The 19754-nt window shown below is 53.5% G+C and carries 20 protein-coding genes; 14 read left to right on the top strand and 6 right to left on the bottom strand.

Annotated features, from left to right (window positions below; genetic code table 11):
* The first annotated feature begins 31 nt into the window (after positions 1–31).
* Both OGX97_RS07180 and OGX97_RS07175 read left to right on the top strand, forming a co-directional pair.
* Positions 32–319, top strand: a complete 288-nt coding sequence (locus OGX97_RS07180; RefSeq protein WP_032943454.1) for a VF530 family DNA-binding protein — start codon at positions 32–34, stop codon at positions 317–319.
* Positions 320–331: 12 nt separating this feature from the next.
* A complete protein-coding gene (locus OGX97_RS07175; protein WP_191227182.1) occupies positions 332–1699 on the top strand; it encodes a glycoside hydrolase family 10 protein in 1368 nt (455 codons plus the stop codon).
* On the opposite strand, the gene OGX97_RS07170 is transcribed toward OGX97_RS07175, so the two are convergent.
* From OGX97_RS07170 to hdeB, 5 genes are all read right to left on the bottom strand, one after another.
* Positions 1696–2214, bottom strand: a complete 519-nt coding sequence (locus OGX97_RS07170; RefSeq protein ID WP_213752249.1) for a hypothetical protein — start codon at positions 2212–2214, stop codon at positions 1696–1698. The two genes, OGX97_RS07175 and OGX97_RS07170, sit on opposite strands and share 4 nt — an antisense overlap.
* Before the next feature lie 54 nt (positions 2215–2268).
* Positions 2269–3540, bottom strand: a complete 1272-nt coding sequence (locus tag OGX97_RS07165; protein ID WP_057067759.1) for a type II toxin-antitoxin system HipA family toxin — start codon at positions 3538–3540, stop codon at positions 2269–2271.
* Positions 3533–3847, bottom strand: a complete 315-nt coding sequence (locus OGX97_RS07160) for a helix-turn-helix domain-containing protein (protein WP_032943458.1) — start codon at positions 3845–3847, stop codon at positions 3533–3535. Before OGX97_RS07160 ends, OGX97_RS07165 begins: the two co-directional genes overlap by 8 nt.
* A 176-nt stretch (positions 3848–4023) precedes the next feature.
* On the bottom strand, positions 4024–5970 hold the full coding sequence (locus OGX97_RS07155) for a methyl-accepting chemotaxis protein (protein ID WP_267454984.1): 1947 nt from the start codon (positions 5968–5970) through the stop codon (positions 4024–4026).
* A gap of 155 nt (positions 5971–6125) precedes the next feature.
* Positions 6126–6455, bottom strand: a complete 330-nt coding sequence (gene hdeB, locus OGX97_RS07150) for an acid-activated periplasmic chaperone HdeB (protein WP_003019999.1) — start codon at positions 6453–6455, stop codon at positions 6126–6128.
* Positions 6456–6856: 401 nt separating this feature from the next.
* Between hdeB and OGX97_RS07145 the strand changes: the two genes are divergently transcribed.
* From OGX97_RS07145 to OGX97_RS07115, 7 genes are read left to right on the top strand one after another with little or no spacing between them, the layout of a single operon-like run.
* On the top strand, positions 6857–7723 hold the full coding sequence (locus OGX97_RS07145) for a MurR/RpiR family transcriptional regulator (protein ID WP_003832990.1): 867 nt from the start codon (positions 6857–6859) through the stop codon (positions 7721–7723).
* Between the two features lie 14 nt (positions 7724–7737).
* Entirely contained in the window at positions 7738–8325 is a 588-nt protein-coding gene (gene ddpX, locus OGX97_RS07140; protein ID WP_003832991.1) for a D-alanyl-D-alanine dipeptidase, read from the top strand.
* Between the two features lie 15 nt (positions 8326–8340).
* Positions 8341–9903 carry an ABC transporter substrate-binding protein gene (locus OGX97_RS07135; protein ID WP_057067750.1) on the top strand — a complete coding sequence of 521 codons (1563 nt, stop codon included), beginning with the start codon at positions 8341–8343 and terminating at the stop codon, positions 9901–9903.
* Positions 9904–9947: 44 nt separating this feature from the next.
* The gene (locus OGX97_RS07130) at positions 9948–10970 is read left to right on the top strand and encodes an ABC transporter permease (protein ID WP_003020008.1); all 1023 of its coding nucleotides are present in this window, start codon (positions 9948–9950) and stop codon (positions 10968–10970) included.
* A complete protein-coding gene (gene ddpC, locus OGX97_RS07125) occupies positions 10967–11863 on the top strand; it encodes a D,D-dipeptide ABC transporter permease (RefSeq protein ID WP_008784785.1) in 897 nt (298 codons plus the stop codon). Before OGX97_RS07130 ends, ddpC begins: the two co-directional genes overlap by 4 nt.
* Complete coding sequence (locus tag OGX97_RS07120) at positions 11860–12846, top strand: ABC transporter ATP-binding protein (protein ID WP_218659253.1); 987 nt, start codon at positions 11860–11862, stop codon at positions 12844–12846. Before ddpC ends, OGX97_RS07120 begins: the two co-directional genes overlap by 4 nt.
* The gene (locus OGX97_RS07115; RefSeq protein ID WP_125363645.1) at positions 12839–13774 is read left to right on the top strand and encodes an ABC transporter ATP-binding protein; all 936 of its coding nucleotides are present in this window, start codon (positions 12839–12841) and stop codon (positions 13772–13774) included. Before OGX97_RS07120 ends, OGX97_RS07115 begins: the two co-directional genes overlap by 8 nt.
* A 19-nt stretch (positions 13775–13793) precedes the next feature.
* On the opposite strand, the gene OGX97_RS07110 is transcribed toward OGX97_RS07115, so the two are convergent.
* The gene (locus tag OGX97_RS07110; RefSeq protein WP_003020016.1) at positions 13794–14684 is read right to left on the bottom strand and encodes a LysR family transcriptional regulator; all 891 of its coding nucleotides are present in this window, start codon (positions 14682–14684) and stop codon (positions 13794–13796) included.
* A 142-nt stretch (positions 14685–14826) separates the two neighbouring features.
* Here OGX97_RS07110 and OGX97_RS07105 point away from each other — a divergent pair, with 142 nt between their 5' ends.
* Genes OGX97_RS07105 through OGX97_RS07085 form a run of 5 tightly spaced genes read left to right on the top strand, consistent with a single transcriptional unit; the run spans position 14827 to position 19754 of the window.
* The gene (locus OGX97_RS07105; RefSeq protein ID WP_125363646.1) at positions 14827–15534 is read left to right on the top strand and encodes a CoA transferase subunit A; all 708 of its coding nucleotides are present in this window, start codon (positions 14827–14829) and stop codon (positions 15532–15534) included.
* A gap of 2 nt (positions 15535–15536) precedes the next feature.
* A complete protein-coding gene (locus OGX97_RS07100) occupies positions 15537–16193 on the top strand; it encodes a CoA transferase subunit B (RefSeq protein ID WP_125363647.1) in 657 nt (218 codons plus the stop codon).
* Positions 16194–16203: 10 nt separating this feature from the next.
* Positions 16204–17409 (top strand): acetyl-CoA C-acetyltransferase, encoded by a 1206-nt coding sequence (locus tag OGX97_RS07095; protein WP_060682196.1) that lies wholly within the window; start codon positions 16204–16206, stop codon positions 17407–17409.
* The gene (locus tag OGX97_RS07090; protein ID WP_111465569.1) at positions 17399–18322 is read left to right on the top strand and encodes a 3-hydroxyacyl-CoA dehydrogenase family protein; all 924 of its coding nucleotides are present in this window, start codon (positions 17399–17401) and stop codon (positions 18320–18322) included. The genes OGX97_RS07095 and OGX97_RS07090 overlap by 11 nt, the downstream gene beginning before the upstream one ends.
* Before the next feature lie 37 nt (positions 18323–18359).
* A complete protein-coding gene (locus tag OGX97_RS07085) occupies positions 18360–19754 on the top strand; it encodes a GntP family permease (protein ID WP_196776256.1) in 1395 nt (464 codons plus the stop codon).

Raw genomic sequence — 19754 nt, 5'->3', positions numbered from 1 at the left:
CAAAATCTGGAACCACTGAACTGGACTTCATATGAATGCTCATATTTCTAAAGACCCTTTACATGGCGTAACGCTTGAAATGCAGGTCAATGCCCTGGTTGAACGTTATGGTTGGGCTGAACTGGCGCAACGCATTAATATCAACTGCTTTAAAAATGAACCGAGCGTTAAATCCAGTCTGAAGTTTCTGCGCCGTACGCCGTGGGCGCGGGCAGAAGTTGAAGCGCTGTACCTTGATTCGCTGCATGACCTGGCCTCAAACAACACCCCCGAACCGGCCTTCGATCCCTGGGCTAACAGCCGCAATAAAAAGAAATAAGAGCAAAATCAGATGGCAGCATCCGGTTTCTTTTCAGGAAATTATCAGAAAAAACTGGCGAATATTCTCGCCCGTTCTCGTGCCAGACTACCGCTGACCAACATGAAATGGTTTGCTGTACTTGTGGGCAGTATGTTGTTACTTGGCAGCTGTTCTTCACAACCGCCCGGCCCCAAAACCACTCCGCTACCTCCGGTGAGCAAACCACAGCAGAGCAAGGAGCCAGTGCGCGGGATCTGGCTGGCGACGGTTTCACGTCTTGACTGGCCGCCTATCTCATCCGTGAACATCAGTTCGCCTGCCGTACGCATCAGCCAGCAGCAAAAAGCGCTGACGGATAAGCTGGACAACCTGAAACGGCTTGGTATTAACACCGTTTTTTTCCAGGTTAAGCCCGATGGGACTGCATTGTGGAAGTCAAAGATTCTACCGTGGTCAGATACCCTGACCGGTACGATTGGCCAGGATCCGGGTTACGATCCGCTGCAGTTTATGCTCGATGAAGCGCATAAACGCGGAATGAAAGTTCATGCCTGGCTTAACCCCTACCGCGTGTCCGTAAACACCAAACCTTCGACGGTCTCTGAATTAAACAGCACGCTTTCACAGACGCCGTCCAGCGTATACGTCCTGCATCGTGACTGGATCCGCACTGCGGGCGAGCGTTTTGTGTTAGACCCCGGTATTCCCGACGTGCGCGACTGGATCACCAGCATCGTGGCGGAAGTGGTTGAGAATTACCCGGTTGATGGCGTGCAGTTTGATGATTACTTCTATACCGAATCTCCCGGCTCTGCGCTCAACGACAGCCAGACCTTCAGAAGATACGGCCAGGGATTCGCTTCCAAGGCAGACTGGCGTCGCGATAACACGCAACGGCTGATTGCCCAGGTTTCGCGGACCATCAAGAAACTAAAGCCTGAGGTTGAATTCGGCGTCAGTCCTGCGGGCGTGTGGCGCAACCGTTCGCACGATCCAGCGGGCTCCGACACGCGCGGCGCGGCAGCGTATGATGAGTCGTATGCAGACACCCGCCGTTGGGTGCAACTAGGTTTGCTGGATTACATTGCACCGCAACTCTACTGGCCTTTTGCCCGTGACGCAGCGCGTTACGATGTACTGGCAAAATGGTGGGCAGATGTCGTGAAATCAACCAACACCCGCCTCTACATTGGTGTAGCGCTGTATAAAGTTGGTGAACCATCGAGAAAAGAGCCAGACTGGACGGTAAAAGGCGGTGTGCCGGAACTGAAAAAGCAGCTCGATTTAAACGAATCCGAACCGTACATCAACGGCACGATCCTGTTTCGCGAAGATTATCTTAATCAACCGCAAACGCAGGAAGCCGTGACCTATATTCGTAATCGTTGGGGACGTTAATAGTTGTCCTGAGTGGGAAGTCTGAGCCAGACGCTCACGTAGCGGGTAAATTTCCCCACAAAAACGCCGGCGAACATGCCGCCTGTAATGATAGCCAGAGCGCTCATTGCGGGTTGACGTAAAACGTCGGGAGCAGTGGCGTTAAGTACGCCAAGAACGTACTTAACGCCAAATGCCAGCAACATAAATGGCAATGCGGAATAATCTGCCGGACGATGAATACTCCGCGGTGCGCTACTGCGGCTCAAACGGTCTGGGTTAATTAATATGTAGCCAATTATCGCGCCGCTGATAATACCTATCGCCCACTGGATATAGGTAATGAGGGTCGGGTCGCGATAAGTGATTAAATCGTAGATATCCCAGAACAGAAAAATAGCCGGGATCAGCGCCAGCTTTTCCAGCGTGACGGTGGCGGGTGTTCTGGCTTTAATCCCTCTGTAAAGTAGAAAGGCAAACAGCAGATACACCCAAACTGGCGTGTGTTCCAGCATACCCAAGACAAATTCAGCCATAACATTGCCCCGCTCAGATTTAATTCTTCGCTAAGTGTAGCGGCTGTATCTGCGTTACCGGGACATTAACCGACGGACATTATCATCAATTTGTTTCTGAATCGTCTTCAGCGTGGATTGCGTTATCTGATCGGGGTATTTGTCCCTGGCGATGGCGCTCAATGCCGTGGCAAAGTGACAGACTTTTTCGATTATGCCGTTCACATGGTCAGCAGATAACTCAGCTTCCTGAACGCCAAGCGACTGAAGGTGCTTTCTTTCGATATCCAGCGCCTCTCCCAGCACGTCCATTTGGTGATACCCGCCAGGCCCTTCGCACCAGGTGACATCGTAAGCCGGAGCCAGAGTCCAGTTTCCATCGGCTGACATTAAATAGGCAAAATTCTTCGGATGATCGTCGCGGTTGTTAAAAGCCACGTTGAAAACCACGCGTTCGAACGCTTTTGCCTTTTCTCTGACATCATTGGTACAAATCTGCGTGGCGCGCAGAAAATCCCGGTAGTCTAAAGCACCGGGTATCTGGTAATTTGCCCCGGTAAGTGCAGCCAGGCTCTGCATAGGAATTCGTGTCGACTGGTCACGGTCGAAACGGCGAGTGGCAAATGCCGCCTGTCCGCCGGGCAGATTGAAATACGCCGTATCAGGCGTGGTTATCCCACATTGGCGCAAGCATTCAGCATAAACCGCTTCGATGGCACATACCTCAGCATGCTCATGCCTGGCGGGAAATTTAATCAGCCAGCTTTCGCTCCCGGGTAGCGGCACCGTGGTGAATTTAGACGTGACAGTGTCACGATAAAGTAACGCCTTAGGCCTTGCTCCCTGTGGCGAACCGCCCATCTGGAGTAGTTTTTGCAAGAATTCCCCGCCTTCGCCGCTCAGGACTTCCTGAACCTCAGCGGCCAGTTGTGCGAGAGGAACATTCTCTTTTGACAGCGTCTCGACATCTGACTGAACGGGCTGGAATGTCATGGCGCCCATCGCGTTGTTGCCGACCCAGGTTAAGCGCTCCAATGGACCTATGCGTGCTGCGTTGAGCCCGCGGCGTTTAAATAGTCGGTCCATCAACAGCATACCCCAGCCATCTGGAAGCGAATCATAGACTGGCCCAGGTAATCCCAGCTGATGAGCCGGGAAATCCCTGCGTAAACGGGGACCGTTCAGCGGTAACATCAGTCGGGACAGTTCCAGCCCCTTACGTAAGGCCTCTTCACTGTATTCAAAGGCGATCAACGGACGTCCGGTCAGGGCTGTGGAAGACACCAGTTTGCCCCACAGCCATTTCTCACCCCAGCCTTCATAGAAGACATCAACTTGCTCAGGCATCAGAATTTTTCCTTTTGATCCGCTGACGTGCCGCGCTCTTTTCGTAACGCAAAATATCATCCAGACTATCAATCCTGGGTTTGAATAACCCCTCCAGTGCATCGCCATAGCCTAACACCATCGCGACTTTGACCAGATTCTCAAATCCTACATTTTTCCCCGCTTCCAGATTCGACACGGTATTCACACCGACCCCTGAACGCGCGGCAACATCAGCCTGCGTCATTTGCCGGGCGAGTCGTTCTTTACGCAATCTGTCGCAAAGCAGTTTGACGATATCAGCTGCAGTATTTAGCGTTAAATCCATAATATTGGCTCTTATTGGGATAAAAACGACTTTACACCCAATATTATAGAGTTAAGTTGGGAATGATTCAAAATCTTATAAGACACAATAAAAGGGAGTTAAACCGGAAAATCTTGCTTAAGGGAGATTATACTGGAGTTATCCGGGCACATTGTCTGTACCCGGATATGGTGTGGTTACCCGGCAACGGAAGGTTCAGGTAATCTGAAGGAAGAGACCAGCAATGCCAGTTGTTCCGCCTCCTCTTTCAGCGCCTGCGTCCGTGCTGCGGCATCATCAATTAATGAGGCGTTTTGCTGAACGGTGCTGTCCATCTCGGTAACGGCCAGCGTAACTTCGGAAACGCCCTTACGTTGTTCTTCACCCGCAACGCGTATTTCCCCCATCAACTGGCGCACCTGACGCACATTGTTGACCAGTTCTCCCAGACGCTCACCGGCATTGTGAATTTGCTGACTTCCGCTACCAACATGAGAAACGGATTCATCAATCAACGTTTTAATTTCCTGGGCGGCGGTGGCACTGCGCTGAGCCAGCGTGCGCACTTCGGAGGCCACGACGGCAAACCCTCTGCCAGCATCGCCCGCTCTGGCGGCTTCAACCGCGGCATTCAGGGCGAGAATATTGGTCTGGAACGCAATGCTGTCGATGACCGCGACAATTTCCACCATTCTGCCGGATGAGGCGCTGACGTTATCCATTGTTGAGATCACGCCCTGCATCACATCGCCGCAGCGGTTGGCCGTTTGCGCGGTGCTATCGGATAGCTCATCCGCCAGTTGTGTATTACTGGCGTTTTGATGAACGGTCGCATTTAACTGCTCCATGGCCGCCGAACTCTCTTCCAGCGCAGCGGCCTGCTGCGTTACGCGAGATGAAAGCTCCATATTACTGTCAGCCAGGCTAACGGCGTTATTCGCTACCACTGTGCTACTGCTTCTGACGGTGATCAGGATGGCCGAGATTTTATCGACGAACAGGTTAAACGCCTCGGCGATAGCCGAAATCTCGTCTTTGCCACGAACATCCAGACGACGGGTAAGATCGCCTTCTCCCTGCGCGATGTCATCAAGTGCCTGACGGGTATCATCGAGACGTGAAATCAGTCGACGAACCACCAGCCATGATCCCACCAGCAATAGCGTCATGATAGGGATCAATACTTCCAGAACGTCCTGCATCATCACTTTGGCAAGACCGACAATACGAGATTCCGGAGTTGCAAGTCCTACGACCCAGCCGGTATCTGGCATCGGGAACAGCATTACCTGTGACGCGGTATTCAGGACGTTGTCGTTTGCCAGCGTGATAGTCTTCACCCCATCTGTCGGGCGCAAAGATTTCAGACCGTTTTGCACCGGGATAAGCCACTGCGCGCTTTGCGCCAAATCGTTAATGGTTTTATATTTTGCCAGGTCGGCCTGCGGGAAATAGAGAATTTGTCCCTGCTTGTCTACCACAAATGCGTAACCACCGGTGCTGTTTCCCTGCTGCTGCATGAAGGTAGCGACGTTATCCAGACGGATATCAGTGGTAGCGACACCGGCAAACTTGCCTGCCTGTTGATAAGGCACGCTGCATGTCACCATGTTGACGCCTGAACTGGCATCCTGGTAAACGTCAGACCATAAACAGCTGTTTTGTGAATGGCCTTTGGCCAGTTGATACCAGCTTTCATTGTGGTATCCACTCGATCCTTCGACGTTATAATCATTGGAATACACCAGCTTTCCTTCAGCATTACGCGCCCAGAAAAAGCTTCTTTTCTCCACACCTGCGGTGAAGGCGTCTGGTTCTGGCCAGATGCCGCCGCCGGTAATAATCGAGTCTTTACCTTCACCAATAAGATGCGGAATAACGCTTTGGTACAGAGATTCATCGTTAGGCAATACTTCAGCCAGTCGCGACAGGCTGACGGTCTCACCTTCAATTCGGGACAATACGGTACTCAACTGACGGGTTAAACCTTGCCCTGTTTCTTCGATCAGAGCGGTGTTGATTTCAACGACGCGCGGCTGACCGCGCCAGAGCATAATCACCACGATAACAAGGGTCGTTACTGCAAGCAGCAGAATGCCGCCGATGGTTAAACGCGTTGAAATACGAGTAGGATACCAGGCCATACAAACTCCTTCTGCAAAAGGCTAACTTTTATCCAGTATCGGCACAGGCGTTTATATCTTTATAAAGTTTTCTTAAGTATCACAAAACAAATTAGTGACAGCGTCACAAATAACAAAACCCAGCACTTTGGCTGGGTTTTAATAACGGTTTAATCTTATTTAGATAATTCTTTTTTGATTTCGTCTTTTATTTTACTTAATTCACTCTGCGGATGTTTCTTACAAAGTTCAACGGTCAGAGGAACTGCAGTCGTAACGGTTTCGTTATAGTCGACGTAGTCACCACCTTTGAAGTCTTCGTCTTCATTGAGCACCCAGAAGGCCACCGGAGCCATAGTTTGTGGGTTCAAATCAATAAACTCCTGGCAGTTCATACCTTTCGGAGTCACTTCAGTTTTAGCGTTATCTGTTGCTGCATTGACGCTGACACTGGTTAACAGCGCTGCGACCAGAATACCTGCTGTAGAAAGGGAGAATTTATTCATTGTAGTACTCCATTTATAATATAAATAATATCTACACTTGCGCTTAACACCGTTAATGTAGCTCGCGAAAAATAATACCCCTACCGTCATAAGAATAAAGATTGCTGTTATTGATATGGCTGAAATTTATATTTCCCATTACTGATTCTTATGTCTGAGGGATAAATGTTGCCCACAATGTGATCGTTCCGACGAAATCAGCAGATTCATACCCCTCTTCCTCTACCGTTGCACCAAAACTGAACTACGCTGCACAAATGTTGATCATTGGTTAATGAATATCGGTTGGCTTTTAACAAAAACAGCCGGCGTGCCGCTGTTACGCACATGGCACGCGTCCTGCATTGTTAATTCGCTAACAGAAATACGGTATCTGACAGGCAACTAACAGCGAGAAGGTAATGACAGCCAAACCAGAGTTATTTACCCGCATAGAGCAAACCTTTAGCCAGCTGACGCCCAGCGAAAAGCGCGTGGCCGGGTGGCTGTTAGCCCATGCTGTGCAGATCCCATTTGAAACCGCAGATGGCATCGCCAAAGCAACCGGAACCAGCGGCATTACCGTCGGACGTTATCTGCGTAAACTGGGTTTTCGTAACCTGGAGGATGCAAAAGCCAGTCTGCGTGAACTGCCCGTTGTTCCGTATCAGCCCTGGGGAATGAATGAACGACTGGACTCCTGGCACCAGCAACAAAGCCTGCCGGATCGGGCACAGCAGTCGCTGTTGCTGGAGATCGACGCTATTACCCACGTCTATCAACTTGCCCAGGGTGAGACGTTTCAACGCATTGCGCAGCAGTTGGCGCATGCGGAAGCCGTGTACATCCTCGGGATCCAGTCCACCCGCGGGATCGCCAACGCCTTTTTTAGTCACCTGGAATACCTGCGACCTAAAGTCAGCTACTCCGAAGGCCTGTCCGGCAGTTGGGTTGAGTCGCTGAACTCGGGATTCAGCCAGCCTTACGTGGTTATTACCGATATGCGCGCCTACTCCGCTATTTCGCGACAATATTGCCGCGTCGCCACAGAACGCTGTATTCCGCTGGCGCTCATTACCGATGTGTGGTGCCCATGGGCCAGGGATTATTCCATTGATTTACTTCAGGTAAAAACTGACACCGGGCATTTCTGGGACTCACTGGCACCGGTGAGCTGTCTGTTCAACTTATTACTTTCTGCGGTGGTGGCGCAACTGGGTGACGCCCTCGCAGGACGCCTGCAAACCAATCGCCAGTTACAACAACAATTTGGTCAATTCGAACAATAAACAGGAAACGTGCTATGTCAGAACTCCCAGAACTGGTCGATCTGTCGGTGATATTTCCGTCGCTGCATATCGATCTTAAATACGCTACTGCCGATAACATTACCGGCGCACCTATCTACCGGGAAGCGCGTTGTCTGTTGCATACTGAGGCGGTAACCGCGCTGGCTAAAAGCATCAGCATTGCGCAACTGGCCGGCCTGCAGCTTGTGGTGTACGACGCGTATCGCCCCCAGCAGGCGCAGGCGATACTGTGGAATGCCTGTCCCGACCCGCAGTATGTTGTCGATGTCGCAATTGGTTCCAATCACAGTCGGGGTACGGCCATTGACGTCACGTTGATGGACGATCGCGGCCATCTCCTTGATATGGGGGCCGGTTTTGATGAAATGCACGACCGTTCCCATGCCTGGCACCCGTCTGTACCTCCGGCAGCGCAGCGTAACCGCCTGCTGCTCAATGCCATTATGTTTGGCGGTGGTTTTGTCGGTATTAACAGTGAATGGTGGCATTTTGAATTACCTGATGCCGCTCGCTATCCGCTGCTTGACGATCAAATAGATTGTTACACTGTCACGCCTATAACAACACAACATCCCCTTTAATTCTGGAGCCTGGTTATGAAGACTACACCTGCGTTAAACGCTTTTTTCCGCCCCGCTCTGATAGCCGTTGCGTTAGCGTTTGCCCTGCCCGCCGCACAGGCTGCCGTTCCCAAAGATATGTTGGTGATTGGTAAAGCCGCCGATCCGCAGACGCTCGACCCCGCCGTGACCATCGATAACAATGACTGGACGGTTACCTATCCCTCTTACCAGCGGTTGGTTCAATACAAAACCGACGGAGGTAAAGGCTCCACGGAAGTTGAAGGTGATTTAGCCAGCGGCTGGAAAGCCTCTGACGATCAGAAAGAGTGGACGTTTACCCTGAAAAACGATGCCAAATTCGCCGACGGAACGCCGGTAACGGCAGATGCGGTAAAGCAATCCTTTGAACGTTTGCTCAAGATTGGTCAGGGACCTGCGGAGGCTTTCCCAAAAGATCTGAAGGTCGACGTCATTGATAACAACACGGTGAAATTTACCCTCAGCCAGCCGTTTGCCCCGTTTCTGTATACGCTGGCAAATGACGGTGCCTCAATCATTAACCCGGCCATCTTAAAAGAGCATGCCGCAGACGATGCCCGCGGATTCCTGGCGCAGAACACGGCTGGCTCTGGTCCCTTCATGCTGAAGAGCTGGCAAAAGGGACAACAACTGGTGCTGGTGCCTAACCCGCATTATCCCGGTACAAAACCGACATTTAAGCGTGTCTCAGTCAAAATCATTGGTGAAAGCGCCTCCCGTCGCCTGCAATTGTCGCGTGGCGATATCGACATTGCCGATGCGCTGCCTGTTGACCAGCTTGCCGCTTTGAAACAGGAAGGCAAAGTGAACGTGGCGGATTATCCCTCGCTGCGCGTGACCTATCTGTATCTCAACAACAGTAAAGCCCCGCTCAATCAGGTGGATTTACGCCGTGCCATCTCGTGGGCCACTGATTATAAAGGCATGGTTAACGGGATCCTGAGCGGCAATGGAAAGCAAATGCGTGGCCCGATCCCTGAAGGCATGTGGGGTTTTGACGATAAGGCCATGCAGTACAGCTTCGATGAAGCCAAAGCCAAAGCCGCGTGGGACAAAGTTGCTAGCAAACCTGAAAGCCTGAGCTTCCTGTACTCTGATAATGACCCTAACTGGGAACCTATCGCGCTCGCCACCCAGGCAAGCCTTGGCAAACTGGGTATTAAGGTGAAACTGGAAAAACTGGCAAACGCCACCATGCGCGACCGCGTGGGCAAAGGCGATTACGACATTGCCATTGGCAACTGGAGTCCGGATTTTGCCGACCCGTACATGTTTATGAACTACTGGTTTGAGTCAGATAAGAAAGGCTTGCCGGGTAACCGTTCGTTCTATGAAAACGGTGAGGTCGATAAACTGCTGCGCAGCGCGCTGGCCACAACCGATCAGGTGGCCAGAACCAATGACTACCAGCAGGCGCAAACCATCGTGATTGATGAGGCGGCCTACGTCTATTTATTCCAGAAAAACTATCAGCTGGCGATGAACAAAGACGTCAAAGGATTTGTATTCAACCCCATGCTGGAACAGGTCTTCAATATCTCCACCATGAGTAAATAAGCCACGTTTATGCGGAGCCGCTCTGGCTCCGCAAGGGGAAGCTAATGACGTTCTGGAGTATTTTACGCCAGCGATGCTGGGGACTTATTCTGGTGGTTATCGGTGTTTGCGTAATCACCTTTATTATTTCACACCTGATACCTGGCGACCCCGCGCGGCTGCTGGCGGGCGATCGCGCCAGTGATGAAATTGTCGAAAATATTCGCCAACAGTTGGGGCTGAATCAACCGCTGTATGTCCAGTTTTTTCGCTATGTCAGCGATATTTTTCACGGCGATTTAGGTACCTCCATTCGCACCGGGCGTCCGGTACTGGATGAGCTGCGCATTTTTTTCCCCGCGACCCTTGAATTGGCTTTCTGTTCTTTGTTGCTGGCGCTGGTGATAGGTATCCCGCTGGGTATTTTATCTGCGGTCTGGCGTAACCGCTGGCTTGATCACCTTGTTCGGCTAATGGCAATTACCGGTATCTCCACGCCTGCATTCTGGCTGGGGCTGGGGGTTATCGTGCTGTTTTACGGTCATCTGCAAATTTTACCCGGCGGTGGGCGTTTAGACGACTGGCTGGATCCACCAGCTCACGTCACCGGTTTCTACCTGATTGATGCTCTGCTGGAAGGCAACGGCGAAGTCTTTTTCAATGCGCTTCAGCACCTGATTTTGCCATCGCTGACATTGGCTTTTGTACATCTTGGGATCGTTGCCCGTCAGATTCGTTCCGCCATGCTGGAGCAACTGAGTGAAGATTACATACGTACCGCCCGCGCCAGCGGGCTCCCGGGCTGGTACATCGTGCTGTGCTATGCATTGCCTAACGCACTTATCCCATCAATCACCGTCCTGGGCCTGGCGCTGGGCGATCTGCTATACGGTGCGGTATTGACCGAAACGGTCTTTGCCTGGCCTGGCATGGGCGCCTGGGTGGTGACCTCAATTCAGGCACTCGACTTCCCGGCGGTAATGGGATTTGCGGTGGTGGTCTCGTTCGCCTATGTGCTGGTCAACCTGGTGGTGGATTTACTCTATCTGTGGGTAGACCCTCGAATTGGACGTGGAGGTGCTGAATGATGCTCACACAAGAAACACCGACCGCCCCTCAGACTGCACGCCGCCGCACGGACTGGGCCAAACTGTTCTGGATGATGAAAAGTAGCCCGCTGACGCTGGTTGGCGGGGTCATCATCGTATTGATACTGCTGCTGATGGTGCTGTCGCCGTGGATAACACCCCACGATCCGAATGCCATCAATTTGAGTGCGCGCCTGCTGCCCCCGTCAGCCGCTCACTGGTTTGGAACCGATGAAGTCGGTCGCGATCTGTTCAGCCGCGTTCTGGTAGGAAGTCAGCAATCTGTCGTTGCGGGTCTGGTGGTAGTGGGTATCGCCGGGGGATTGGGCTCACTGCTGGGTTGCTTGTCGGGTGTCATGGGTGGGCGTGCCGACGCGATAATTATGCGGATGATGGACATTATGCTGTCCATTCCTTCGCTGGTGTTGACGATGGCGTTAGCCGCCGCGCTGGGCCCCAGCCTGTTTAACGCCATGCTGGCGATTGCAATCGTCCGTATCCCTTTCTATGTACGCCTCGCCCGTGGTCAGACGTTAGTGGTACGCCAGTTTACTTTTGTACAGGCTGCCCGGACCTACGGCGCTTCACGCTGGCATCTGATTAGCTGGCACATTTTACGCAATTCTCTGCCGCCGCTCATTGTGCAGGCATCACTGGATATCGGCAGCGCGATCCTGATGGCCGCCACGCTCGGGTTTATCGGTCTGGGCGCCCAGCAGCCCAGCGCTGAATGGGGGGCGATGGTCGCAATTGGCCGCAATTACGTGCTTGATCAGTGGTGGTATTGTGCTTTTCCCGGCGCCGCCATTCTGATTACCGCCGTGGGCTTTAATCTCTTTGGCGATGGTATTCGCGATCTGCTGGATCCGAAAGCCGGAGGAAAACAGTCATGACACAACCCGTACTGGAAATCGAAGATTTGCATCTGAGTTTCCCCGGCTATAAAGCTGACGTGCATGCGCTGAACCATGTATCACTGCACATCAACCGCGGAGAAATCGTTGGTGTGGTGGGTGAATCCGGTTCCGGTAAGTCCGTGACCGCCATGCTCACCATGCGTCTGCTACCGGAGGGAAGCTATCGTATTCACCAGGGACGCGTTTCGCTGCTGGGTGAAGATGTGCTCAACGCCAGTGAGAAACAAATGCGCCAATGGCGCGGCGCACGCGTCGCGATGATCTTTCAGGAGCCCATGACGGCACTGAATCCGACCCGCCGTATCGGCCAGCAAATGGTGGAGGTGATCCGCCATCATCAGGCGTTAAGCCGCACGGATGCCCGCCAGAAAGCCGTCGCTCTACTCGAAGAGATGCAAATTCCGGACGCGCCGGAGGTCATGAAACGATTTCCGTTTGAGCTTTCCGGCGGTATGCGCCAACGCGTGATGATTGCGCTGGCCTTTTCGTGCGAGCCGGAGCTTATCATTGCCGATGAACCGACCACTGCTCTGGACGTCACGGTGCAACTGCAGGTGCTGCGTTTGCTGAAGTTAAAAGCGCGCGCCAGTGGAACAGCCGTGTTATTTATCAGCCATGATATGGCGGTGGTTTCACAGTTATGCGACCGGTTGTACGTCATGTATGCCGGGAGCGTGATTGAGAGTGGCCCGACGCAAACCGTTATTCAACGCCCGACACACCCCTATTCCATCGGCTTGCTGAAATGTGCGCCGGAACACGGCGAACCGCGCGCATTGCTGCCCGCCATTCCCGGCACCGTGCCGAACCTAACCTGCTTACCTGCCGGATGCGCGTTTCGCGACCGCTGCTTTGCCGCTGGTCCTCGTTGTGAAGAAACGCCGGTGTTAAGTAGTCAGGGAGGTGCAGATCAACAATCTGCCTGCTGGTATCCGCAACTGGAGACAACACATGTCTGATTTTTTACTGGCGCTGCAGGATGTACATGTCAACTTTCCTGCGCGTAAAAACTGGCTTGGCAAGGTTACGGAACGGGTGCATGCGCTCAACGGTCTGGATTTACAGATTCGCCAGGGTGAAACGCTGGGGATTGTTGGCGAATCCGGCTGTGGAAAAAGTACGCTGGCGCAACTGTTGATGGGCATGTTGAAACCCAGTCAGGGAAGCTATTCTCGCCGTGGTGATAAGCAGCATAACGGTATGCAAATGGTCTTTCAGGACCCTCTTTCATCACTGGACCCGCGCTTACCGGTGTGGCGGATAATTACCGAACCGGTGTGGATCCAAAAACGGAGCCCGGAGCGTGAACGACGCATGCTTGCCGAGGATTTGGCACGGCAGGTGGGGATTCGTCCTGAATATCTCGACCGCTTGCCGCACGCGTTTTCCGGTGGACAGCGCCAACGTATTGCTATTGCCCGGGCGCTATCGTCAGAGCCGGATGTTATCGTCCTCGATGAGCCCACTTCAGCGCTGGATATCTCCGTGCAGGCGCAAATTCTCAACCTGCTGGTGTCGCTACAGGCGCGCAGAAACCTGACCTACGTATTGATATCGCATAACGTGTCGGTGGTCCGCCATATGAGCGACCGTGTGGCGGTGATGTACCTCGGGCAAATTGTTGAGCTGGGTGATGCCCAACAGGTTCTCACTCATCCCGCCCATCCGTACACACGATTATTACTGGACTCGGTACCTAAAACGGGCACACCGCTGGCGGAAGATTTAGTGTTACGTAAAACCGAGCTACCGGGAAACCGAACGTTGCCCCAGGGCTGCTTTTTCCGTGACAGATGTCCATTGGCAACCCACGGTTGTGAGAAAAAACAGGCATTGCTGAAGAGTGATACCGGATGTGACGTTCGCTGCTGGCGGGCGGTTACATGACCTGAGCCGTTGAGAAAAGTCAGGTGCGATACGCCTTTTTCAGTGAATCCACCAGCACCTCGGAAGCGGTAGATAATTTATGATGCGCCGAACGCAAAACCCCGATCCGACGCTGGATCACCGGCGTATCCAGATCGATACAGGTTGCGCCTAACTCTGTCATTTGCGTGCGGCATAGTGCAGGTACGGCGCTACCGCCCAGACCGTTAGCCACCAGACGGCCAACGGTTACCAGCTGATGGCTCTCCAGCGCTACTTCCAGCGTATGTCCGCTTTGCACCAGTTGTTCTTCCAGCATCAGCCGCACGGCGGACGGGCGTTGCAGGGTGATAAAATCCAGCGTCAGCAGTTCGCGCCACGCAATACGATCCCTGTCTGCCAGTCGACAGGTTGGCGGCACAATCGCGATAAAACGATCCACGCCGAGCGGCGTGAAATGCAGATGTCCCGAATAGTCCGGCTCGAAGGCTATGCCCATCTCGACCCGCCCTTCACTAACCATTTCAATCACGTGTTCATTGATCACATCATGAACCGTTACGTTGATACCGGAATAAGAATCACGAAATGTTTTCAGTACCGATGGCAGGACGTTAGCGGCAAATGAGGGCATGGCGGCGATCGATATTTTACCGCGCTGCAGCGTAAAGCGCTGGCGCATGGCTTCTTCCGTATTCTCCCAGTCCGCCAGCAGCTGTCGCCCCATATTCAGCAGCGTTTCTCCCTCCTGCGTCAGGGTCACTTTGCGGGTCGTTCTTAATAGTAACGCCCCGCCCAGCGAATCTTCCAGTCCTTTAATCGCCAGGCTTAACGCGGGTTGCGACATATTCAGTCTTTCGCTGGCATGAGCAAAATTCAGAGTGTGAGCTACCGCTAAAAACGCGCGTAACTGTTTGATGCTCATTCCCACTTCGCATTCCTTTAACTTGTTGAATACCTTTAATTAACATTAAATTGATAAAAAAACCCAATGAGTGAGTCACAAATTTAAAATTAACAAATCATTTTTCACCCCCAATGATGTCGGCAAGGACAACTGGGGAGGCAAGTGTATGGCTGGACTGGATAAACGTGTTGCCACTTATCAAGAGGCGCTGGAAGGACTGACCGACAACATGACGCTGCTGGCAGGTGGTTTTGGTCTATGTGGGATCCCTGAAAACCTGATTACCGAAGTACGCCGTCGGGAGGTTCAGGGACTTACCGTTGTATCAAACAACTGCGGCGTGGATGGCTTTGGCCTTGGCGTGCTGCTGGAAACGCGTCAGGTGCGCAAAGTGGTCGCGTCCTATGTGGGGGAAAACGCCCTGTTTGAGAAACAGGTGCTTAGCGGCGAACTGGAAGCCATCCTGACGCCACAGGGTACGCTGGCAGAGCAGTTGCGCGCGGGCGGCGCGGGGATCCCGGCATTTTTTACCGCGACCGGATATGGAACCCCCGTGGCGGAAGGGAAAGAGGTTCGCGAATTTGCCGGACGCCCTTACATCCTTGAGCAGGCGATAACCGGTGATTTTGCGTTGATTAAAGGCTGGAAAGCCGACTGGTACGGCAACGTCATCTATCGCCACACTGCACAGAATTTTAATCCGCTGATGGCCGCCGCCGGGCGCATTACCGTCGTGGAAGTCGAAGAGATTGTCCCTCCCGGAGAACTGGACCCTGCTGCGATTCACACTCCCGGAATTTTCGTTAACCGCATTATTCAGGGTCAGTTTGAAAAACGTATTGAACAACGCACCCTGCGCCAGAAAGGAGCCTGACCATGTTAACGCGTGAACAAATGGCGATGCGCGTCGCCCGCGAGCTGCGCGACGGATATTACGTCAACCTTGGGATCGGCATTCCCACGCTGGTGGCAAATTACATCCCTGATGGCATGGATGTGATGCTGCAATCAGAAAACGGTTTGCTGGGTATGGGGCCGTTTCCCACAGAAGACGAAATTGATGCCGACATGATCAACGCCGGGAAACAGACAGTGACGGCGCGCAAAGGCGCGGCGATTTTCGACTCGGCGCAATCCTTCGCCATGATCCGCGGCGGCCACGTTGATCTGACGGTGCTCGGTGCGTTTGAAGTCGATGTTAACGGCAATATCGCCTCATGGATGATCCCCGGAAAAATGGTGAAAGGCATGGGCGGCGCGATGGACCTGGTTGCCGGAGCTGACAATATCATTGTGGTAATGACCCATGCTTCCAAAAACGGTGAGTCCAAACTGCTTCCCGCCTGCACCTTGCCGCTGACCGGCGTGGCCTGCATCAAACTCGTGCTTACCGACCTGGCTCTGCTGGAAATTGCCGACGGTGCGTTCATTCTGCGTGAGCGTGCACCGGGCATCAGCGTGGATGAAATTGTCGCCAGAACCGCCGGCAAGCTGATCGTTCCCGAAATTGTCCCCGAAATGCACTTTAGCTGAGGAGCTGACCATGCAGGATGTTGTAATTGTCGCGGCAACGCGCACCCCGATTGGCAGTTTTCATGGCGCGCTGGCACCACTTTCCGCGGTTGAGCTTGGTTCAGTGGTGATCCGTTCGCTGCTGGAAAAAACGGCTGTGGTGCCTGAGCAAATTGATGAGGTGATTTTAGGTCAGGTTCTGACTGCGGGCTGCGGTCAGAATCCGGCCAGACAAACGGCGTTACGGGCAGGACTGCCGGTCACCACGCCCGCGTTAACTATCAACTTGGTGTGTGGTTCGGGTCTGAAGGCGGTGCATCAGGCGGTACAGGCGATTCGCTGTGGCGATGCGCAAATCGTGATTGCCGGGGGCCAGGAGAGCATGAGCAATGCGCCCTATTATCTCGACGGCGCGCGGGCCGGTCTGCGGTTGGGTCATGCCAGTATGAAAGACAGCGTGGTGCATGACGGCCTGTGGGATGCGTTCAACGACTATCACATGGGTATTACTGCCGAAAATCTGGCGGATAAGTTCGTAATCAGTCGTGAGCAGCAGGACGCTTTTGCCCTGCACTCCCAGCAAAAAGCTGCCGCCGCCATTGAAGCGGGTCGTTTTAACGCGGAAATCACGCCGGTCAGCGTCCCACAGGGCAAAAAGCCGCCACGTGTGGTGGACCGTGACGAACAACCTCGCCCGGATACTCAGGCCGACAAGCTGGCGCAACTTAAACCGGCGTTTCGTCCGGGTAACGGCACGGTGACCGCCGGAAATGCATCATCCATCAATGATGGTGCCGCCGCGGTGATGTTGATGAGCGCCGCCAAAGCGGCGGAACTCAATCTGCCAGTGCTTGCCCAGGTGGCGGGCTACGCGGTTTCTGGCGTCGATCCCGCCATTATGGGCATTGGGCCGGTAGAAGCGTCACTCCAGTGCCTGAAGCGTGCTGGCTGGACGCTAAATGACGTGGATCTTATCGAAGCCAACGAAGCCTTTGCTGCGCAAGCGCTGGCGGTTGGCGAATCCCTGAACTGGGACAGCAACCGGGTAAACGTGAACGGCGGTGCGATTGCGCTGGGGCACCCGATTGGCGCATCAGGTTGCCGAATTTTGGTAACACTGCTGCACGAAATGGCTCGCAGCAATGCAGCTAAAGGGCTGGCTACGCTGTGCGTAGGTGGCGGTCAAGGTGTGGCGCTGGCGGTAGAACGTCCGCAGGGGGTAGCTCATGCAAAGTAAGCCTATCTGCATTTTGGGCGCGGGGTTAATGGGTGTCGGCATTGCTACCCACTTCGCCCGTTTTGGTTACGATGTCTGGTTATACGATACCGATAGCAGCCGAATTGCAGAAATAAGCGGAGTTGCTGGCGGTATCCTGGATGAGCTGATTGTCACCGATCAATTTGCAATTGGTGAAAAAGCGACGGTCGTGGCTCGCCTGCACGGCACAACCTCGCTACAGGATATTGCCGCATGCCGGTTACTGATTGAAGCGATCCCGGAGCGGCTCGAACTCAAACACGCACTGTATGCGCAACTGGAAGAGCTGATCGCGCCGGAGGCCGTTATTGCCAGTAATACCAGCGGCCTGCCGCCGGATGCGCTGGCAGAAAAACTCGCCCATCCCGAACGGTTGCTGATCGCCCATTTCTGGCACCCGCCACATTTTATTCCGCTGGTCGAAATTGTACCTGGCACCGCAACGAAGCCGGAATATCTCCATGAATTGCAACAACAACTGATCGCGATGCAACTTGAGGCGGTGGTGCTCGACCGCGCCGCTCCAGGGTTTGTTGGCAATCGACTGCAGTTTGCCCTGCTGCGTGAAGCGCTACATATCGTTAAAAGCGGCATCGCCAGCGCAGAAGTGGTTGATCAGGTGATGCGCGCCTCGCTCGGACGTCGCTATGCAATGGTCGGTCCGCTGGAGGCTGCTGATATGACCGGACTTTCTACGGTGCAGGACATTTGTCGGCATCTGCTTCCGGAACTGGCAACCGGCAGCGACATGATGACGCTGGTCGCTGACAAGGTCGCCAACGGTAATACCGGTGTACGCAGTGGTCAGGGTTTTTATCATTGGGATGATTCGCGCAAGGAATACATCCAGCAACGCAGGGAGCATCAGCTGCGATTTGCCCTGAAGCCATAACGTCTCTTTCTGTACCCCAATATAATAATAAGGAGTCATGATGAGTGTATTAATCGCCCTGGCAGCGCTGGGCCTGCTGATGCTGGCAGCCTATCGCGGATACAGCGTCATTCTGTTTGCCCCCATCGCAGCATTAGGTGCTGTATTGCTTACCGAACCCAGCGCCGTCGGCCCTGCCTTCACCGGCCTGTTTATGGAAAAAATGGTCGGTTTTGTGAAGCTGTACTTCCCGGTGTTCTTGCTGGGGGCCGTGTTTGGCAAGTTAATCGAGTTATCTGGATTTTCACGTTCCATTGTTGCCGCCGCTATCAACATCCTCGGTCGTCGTCATGCCATCCCGGTGATTGTGCTGGTATGTGCGTTGTTGACCTACGGCGGCGTATCGCTGTTTGTGGTGGCCTTTGCGGTGTATCCGTTCGCGGCTGAACTGTTCCGTCAGAGCAATATTCCTAAACGCCTGATCCCGGCAACCGTTGCGCTGGGTGCCTTCTCCTTCACCATGGATGCCCTGCCAGGCACACCGCAGATCCAGAACATTATTCCGACCAGTTTCTTCGGTACCAACGCCTGGGCCGCGCCGTGGCTGGGTTTGATAGGTTCCGTATTTATCATCGTTGTTGGTCTGGTTTATCTCGAACGTCAGCGTCGTAAAGCGCAGGCTAAGAATGAGGGTTATGGGACTGAACTGTTAAACGAGCCGGAAACGCCGGATAACATTAATCTGCCGAACCCGATCATCGCGATCTCTCCGCTGATCCTGGTTGGGGTATTTAACCTGCTGTTTACCCGCTGGATCCCGCAATGGTATGGCGCCACGCATCAACTGGAGCTTCCGGGTCTCGCCAAACCGATTACCACCGAAGTCGGTAAAATCACTGCTATCTGGGCAGTGGAAGCGGCGCTGATTTCTGGGATCCTGCTGGTGGTGCTCTTCGGCTATCGCAACATTAAAGGTCGCCTGGCGGAAGGCAGCAGAACGGCGGTTGGCGGCGCGATCCTCGCGGCGATGAACACCGCGTCAGAGTACGGTTTTGGCGCAGTGATCGCCGCCCTGCCAGGTTTCCTTGTACTGTCAAAAGCACTGGCGGCTATTCCTGACCCGCTGCTCAATGAAGCTATCAGTATCACTACGCTCGCCGGGATCACCGGTTCGGCGTCTGGCGGGATGAGTATTGCCCTTGCCGCCATGTCTGACACCTTTATCGCGGCCGCTCACGCTGCCAATATCCCACTTGAAGTCTTTCACCGCGTGGCGTCTATGGCCAGCGGCGGTATGGACACCCTGCCGCATAACGGCGCAGTCATTACCTTATTAGCTATCACCGGTCTCAGCCACCGTCAGGCGTATGGCGGAATTTTTGCTATTACCGTCATTAAAAGTCTGGCCGTACTGTTTGTCATCGGCGTCTTCTACACCACCGGAATTGTTTAA

This window comes from Citrobacter sp. Cpo061 (genome assembly GCF_030332845.1).
GTDB lineage: Bacteria > Pseudomonadota > Gammaproteobacteria > Enterobacterales > Enterobacteriaceae > Citrobacter > Citrobacter portucalensis.
This window is presented reverse-complemented; position numbering and strand designations above follow the sequence as displayed.

What these genes read in the sequence shown, in the direction of transcription:
- OGX97_RS07130 (WP_003020008.1), top strand. Translation starts at nt 9,948, where the DNA reads ATGACGTTCTGGAGTATTTTACGCCAGCGATGCTGGGGACTTATTCTG.
- OGX97_RS07155 (WP_267454984.1), bottom strand. Translation starts at nt 5,970, where the DNA reads ATGGCCTGGTATCCTACTCGTATTTCAACGCGTTTAACCATCGGCGGC.
- ddpC (WP_008784785.1), top strand. Translation starts at nt 10,967, where the DNA reads ATGATGCTCACACAAGAAACACCGACCGCCCCTCAGACTGCACGCCGC.
- OGX97_RS07165 (WP_057067759.1), bottom strand. Translation starts at nt 3,540, where the DNA reads ATGCCTGAGCAAGTTGATGTCTTCTATGAAGGCTGGGGTGAGAAATGG.
- ddpX (WP_003832991.1), top strand. Translation starts at nt 7,738, where the DNA reads ATGTCAGAACTCCCAGAACTGGTCGATCTGTCGGTGATATTTCCGTCG.
- OGX97_RS07180 (WP_032943454.1), top strand. Translation starts at nt 32, where the DNA reads ATGAATGCTCATATTTCTAAAGACCCTTTACATGGCGTAACGCTTGAA.
- OGX97_RS07120 (WP_218659253.1), top strand. Translation starts at nt 11,860, where the DNA reads ATGACACAACCCGTACTGGAAATCGAAGATTTGCATCTGAGTTTCCCC.
- OGX97_RS07115 (WP_125363645.1), top strand. Translation starts at nt 12,839, where the DNA reads ATGTCTGATTTTTTACTGGCGCTGCAGGATGTACATGTCAACTTTCCT.
- OGX97_RS07095 (WP_060682196.1), top strand. Translation starts at nt 16,204, where the DNA reads ATGCAGGATGTTGTAATTGTCGCGGCAACGCGCACCCCGATTGGCAGT.
- OGX97_RS07145 (WP_003832990.1), top strand. Translation starts at nt 6,857, where the DNA reads ATGACAGCCAAACCAGAGTTATTTACCCGCATAGAGCAAACCTTTAGC.
- OGX97_RS07175 (WP_191227182.1), top strand. Translation starts at nt 332, where the DNA reads ATGGCAGCATCCGGTTTCTTTTCAGGAAATTATCAGAAAAAACTGGCG.
- OGX97_RS07090 (WP_111465569.1), top strand. Translation starts at nt 17,399, where the DNA reads ATGCAAAGTAAGCCTATCTGCATTTTGGGCGCGGGGTTAATGGGTGTC.
- OGX97_RS07160 (WP_032943458.1), bottom strand. Translation starts at nt 3,847, where the DNA reads ATGGATTTAACGCTAAATACTGCAGCTGATATCGTCAAACTGCTTTGC.
- OGX97_RS07135 (WP_057067750.1), top strand. Translation starts at nt 8,341, where the DNA reads ATGAAGACTACACCTGCGTTAAACGCTTTTTTCCGCCCCGCTCTGATA.
- OGX97_RS07170 (WP_213752249.1), bottom strand. Translation starts at nt 2,214, where the DNA reads ATGGCTGAATTTGTCTTGGGTATGCTGGAACACACGCCAGTTTGGGTG.
- hdeB (WP_003019999.1), bottom strand. Translation starts at nt 6,455, where the DNA reads ATGAATAAATTCTCCCTTTCTACAGCAGGTATTCTGGTCGCAGCGCTG.
- OGX97_RS07100 (WP_125363647.1), top strand. Translation starts at nt 15,537, where the DNA reads ATGTTAACGCGTGAACAAATGGCGATGCGCGTCGCCCGCGAGCTGCGC.
- OGX97_RS07105 (WP_125363646.1), top strand. Translation starts at nt 14,827, where the DNA reads ATGGCTGGACTGGATAAACGTGTTGCCACTTATCAAGAGGCGCTGGAA.
- OGX97_RS07085 (WP_196776256.1), top strand. Translation starts at nt 18,360, where the DNA reads ATGATGAGTGTATTAATCGCCCTGGCAGCGCTGGGCCTGCTGATGCTG.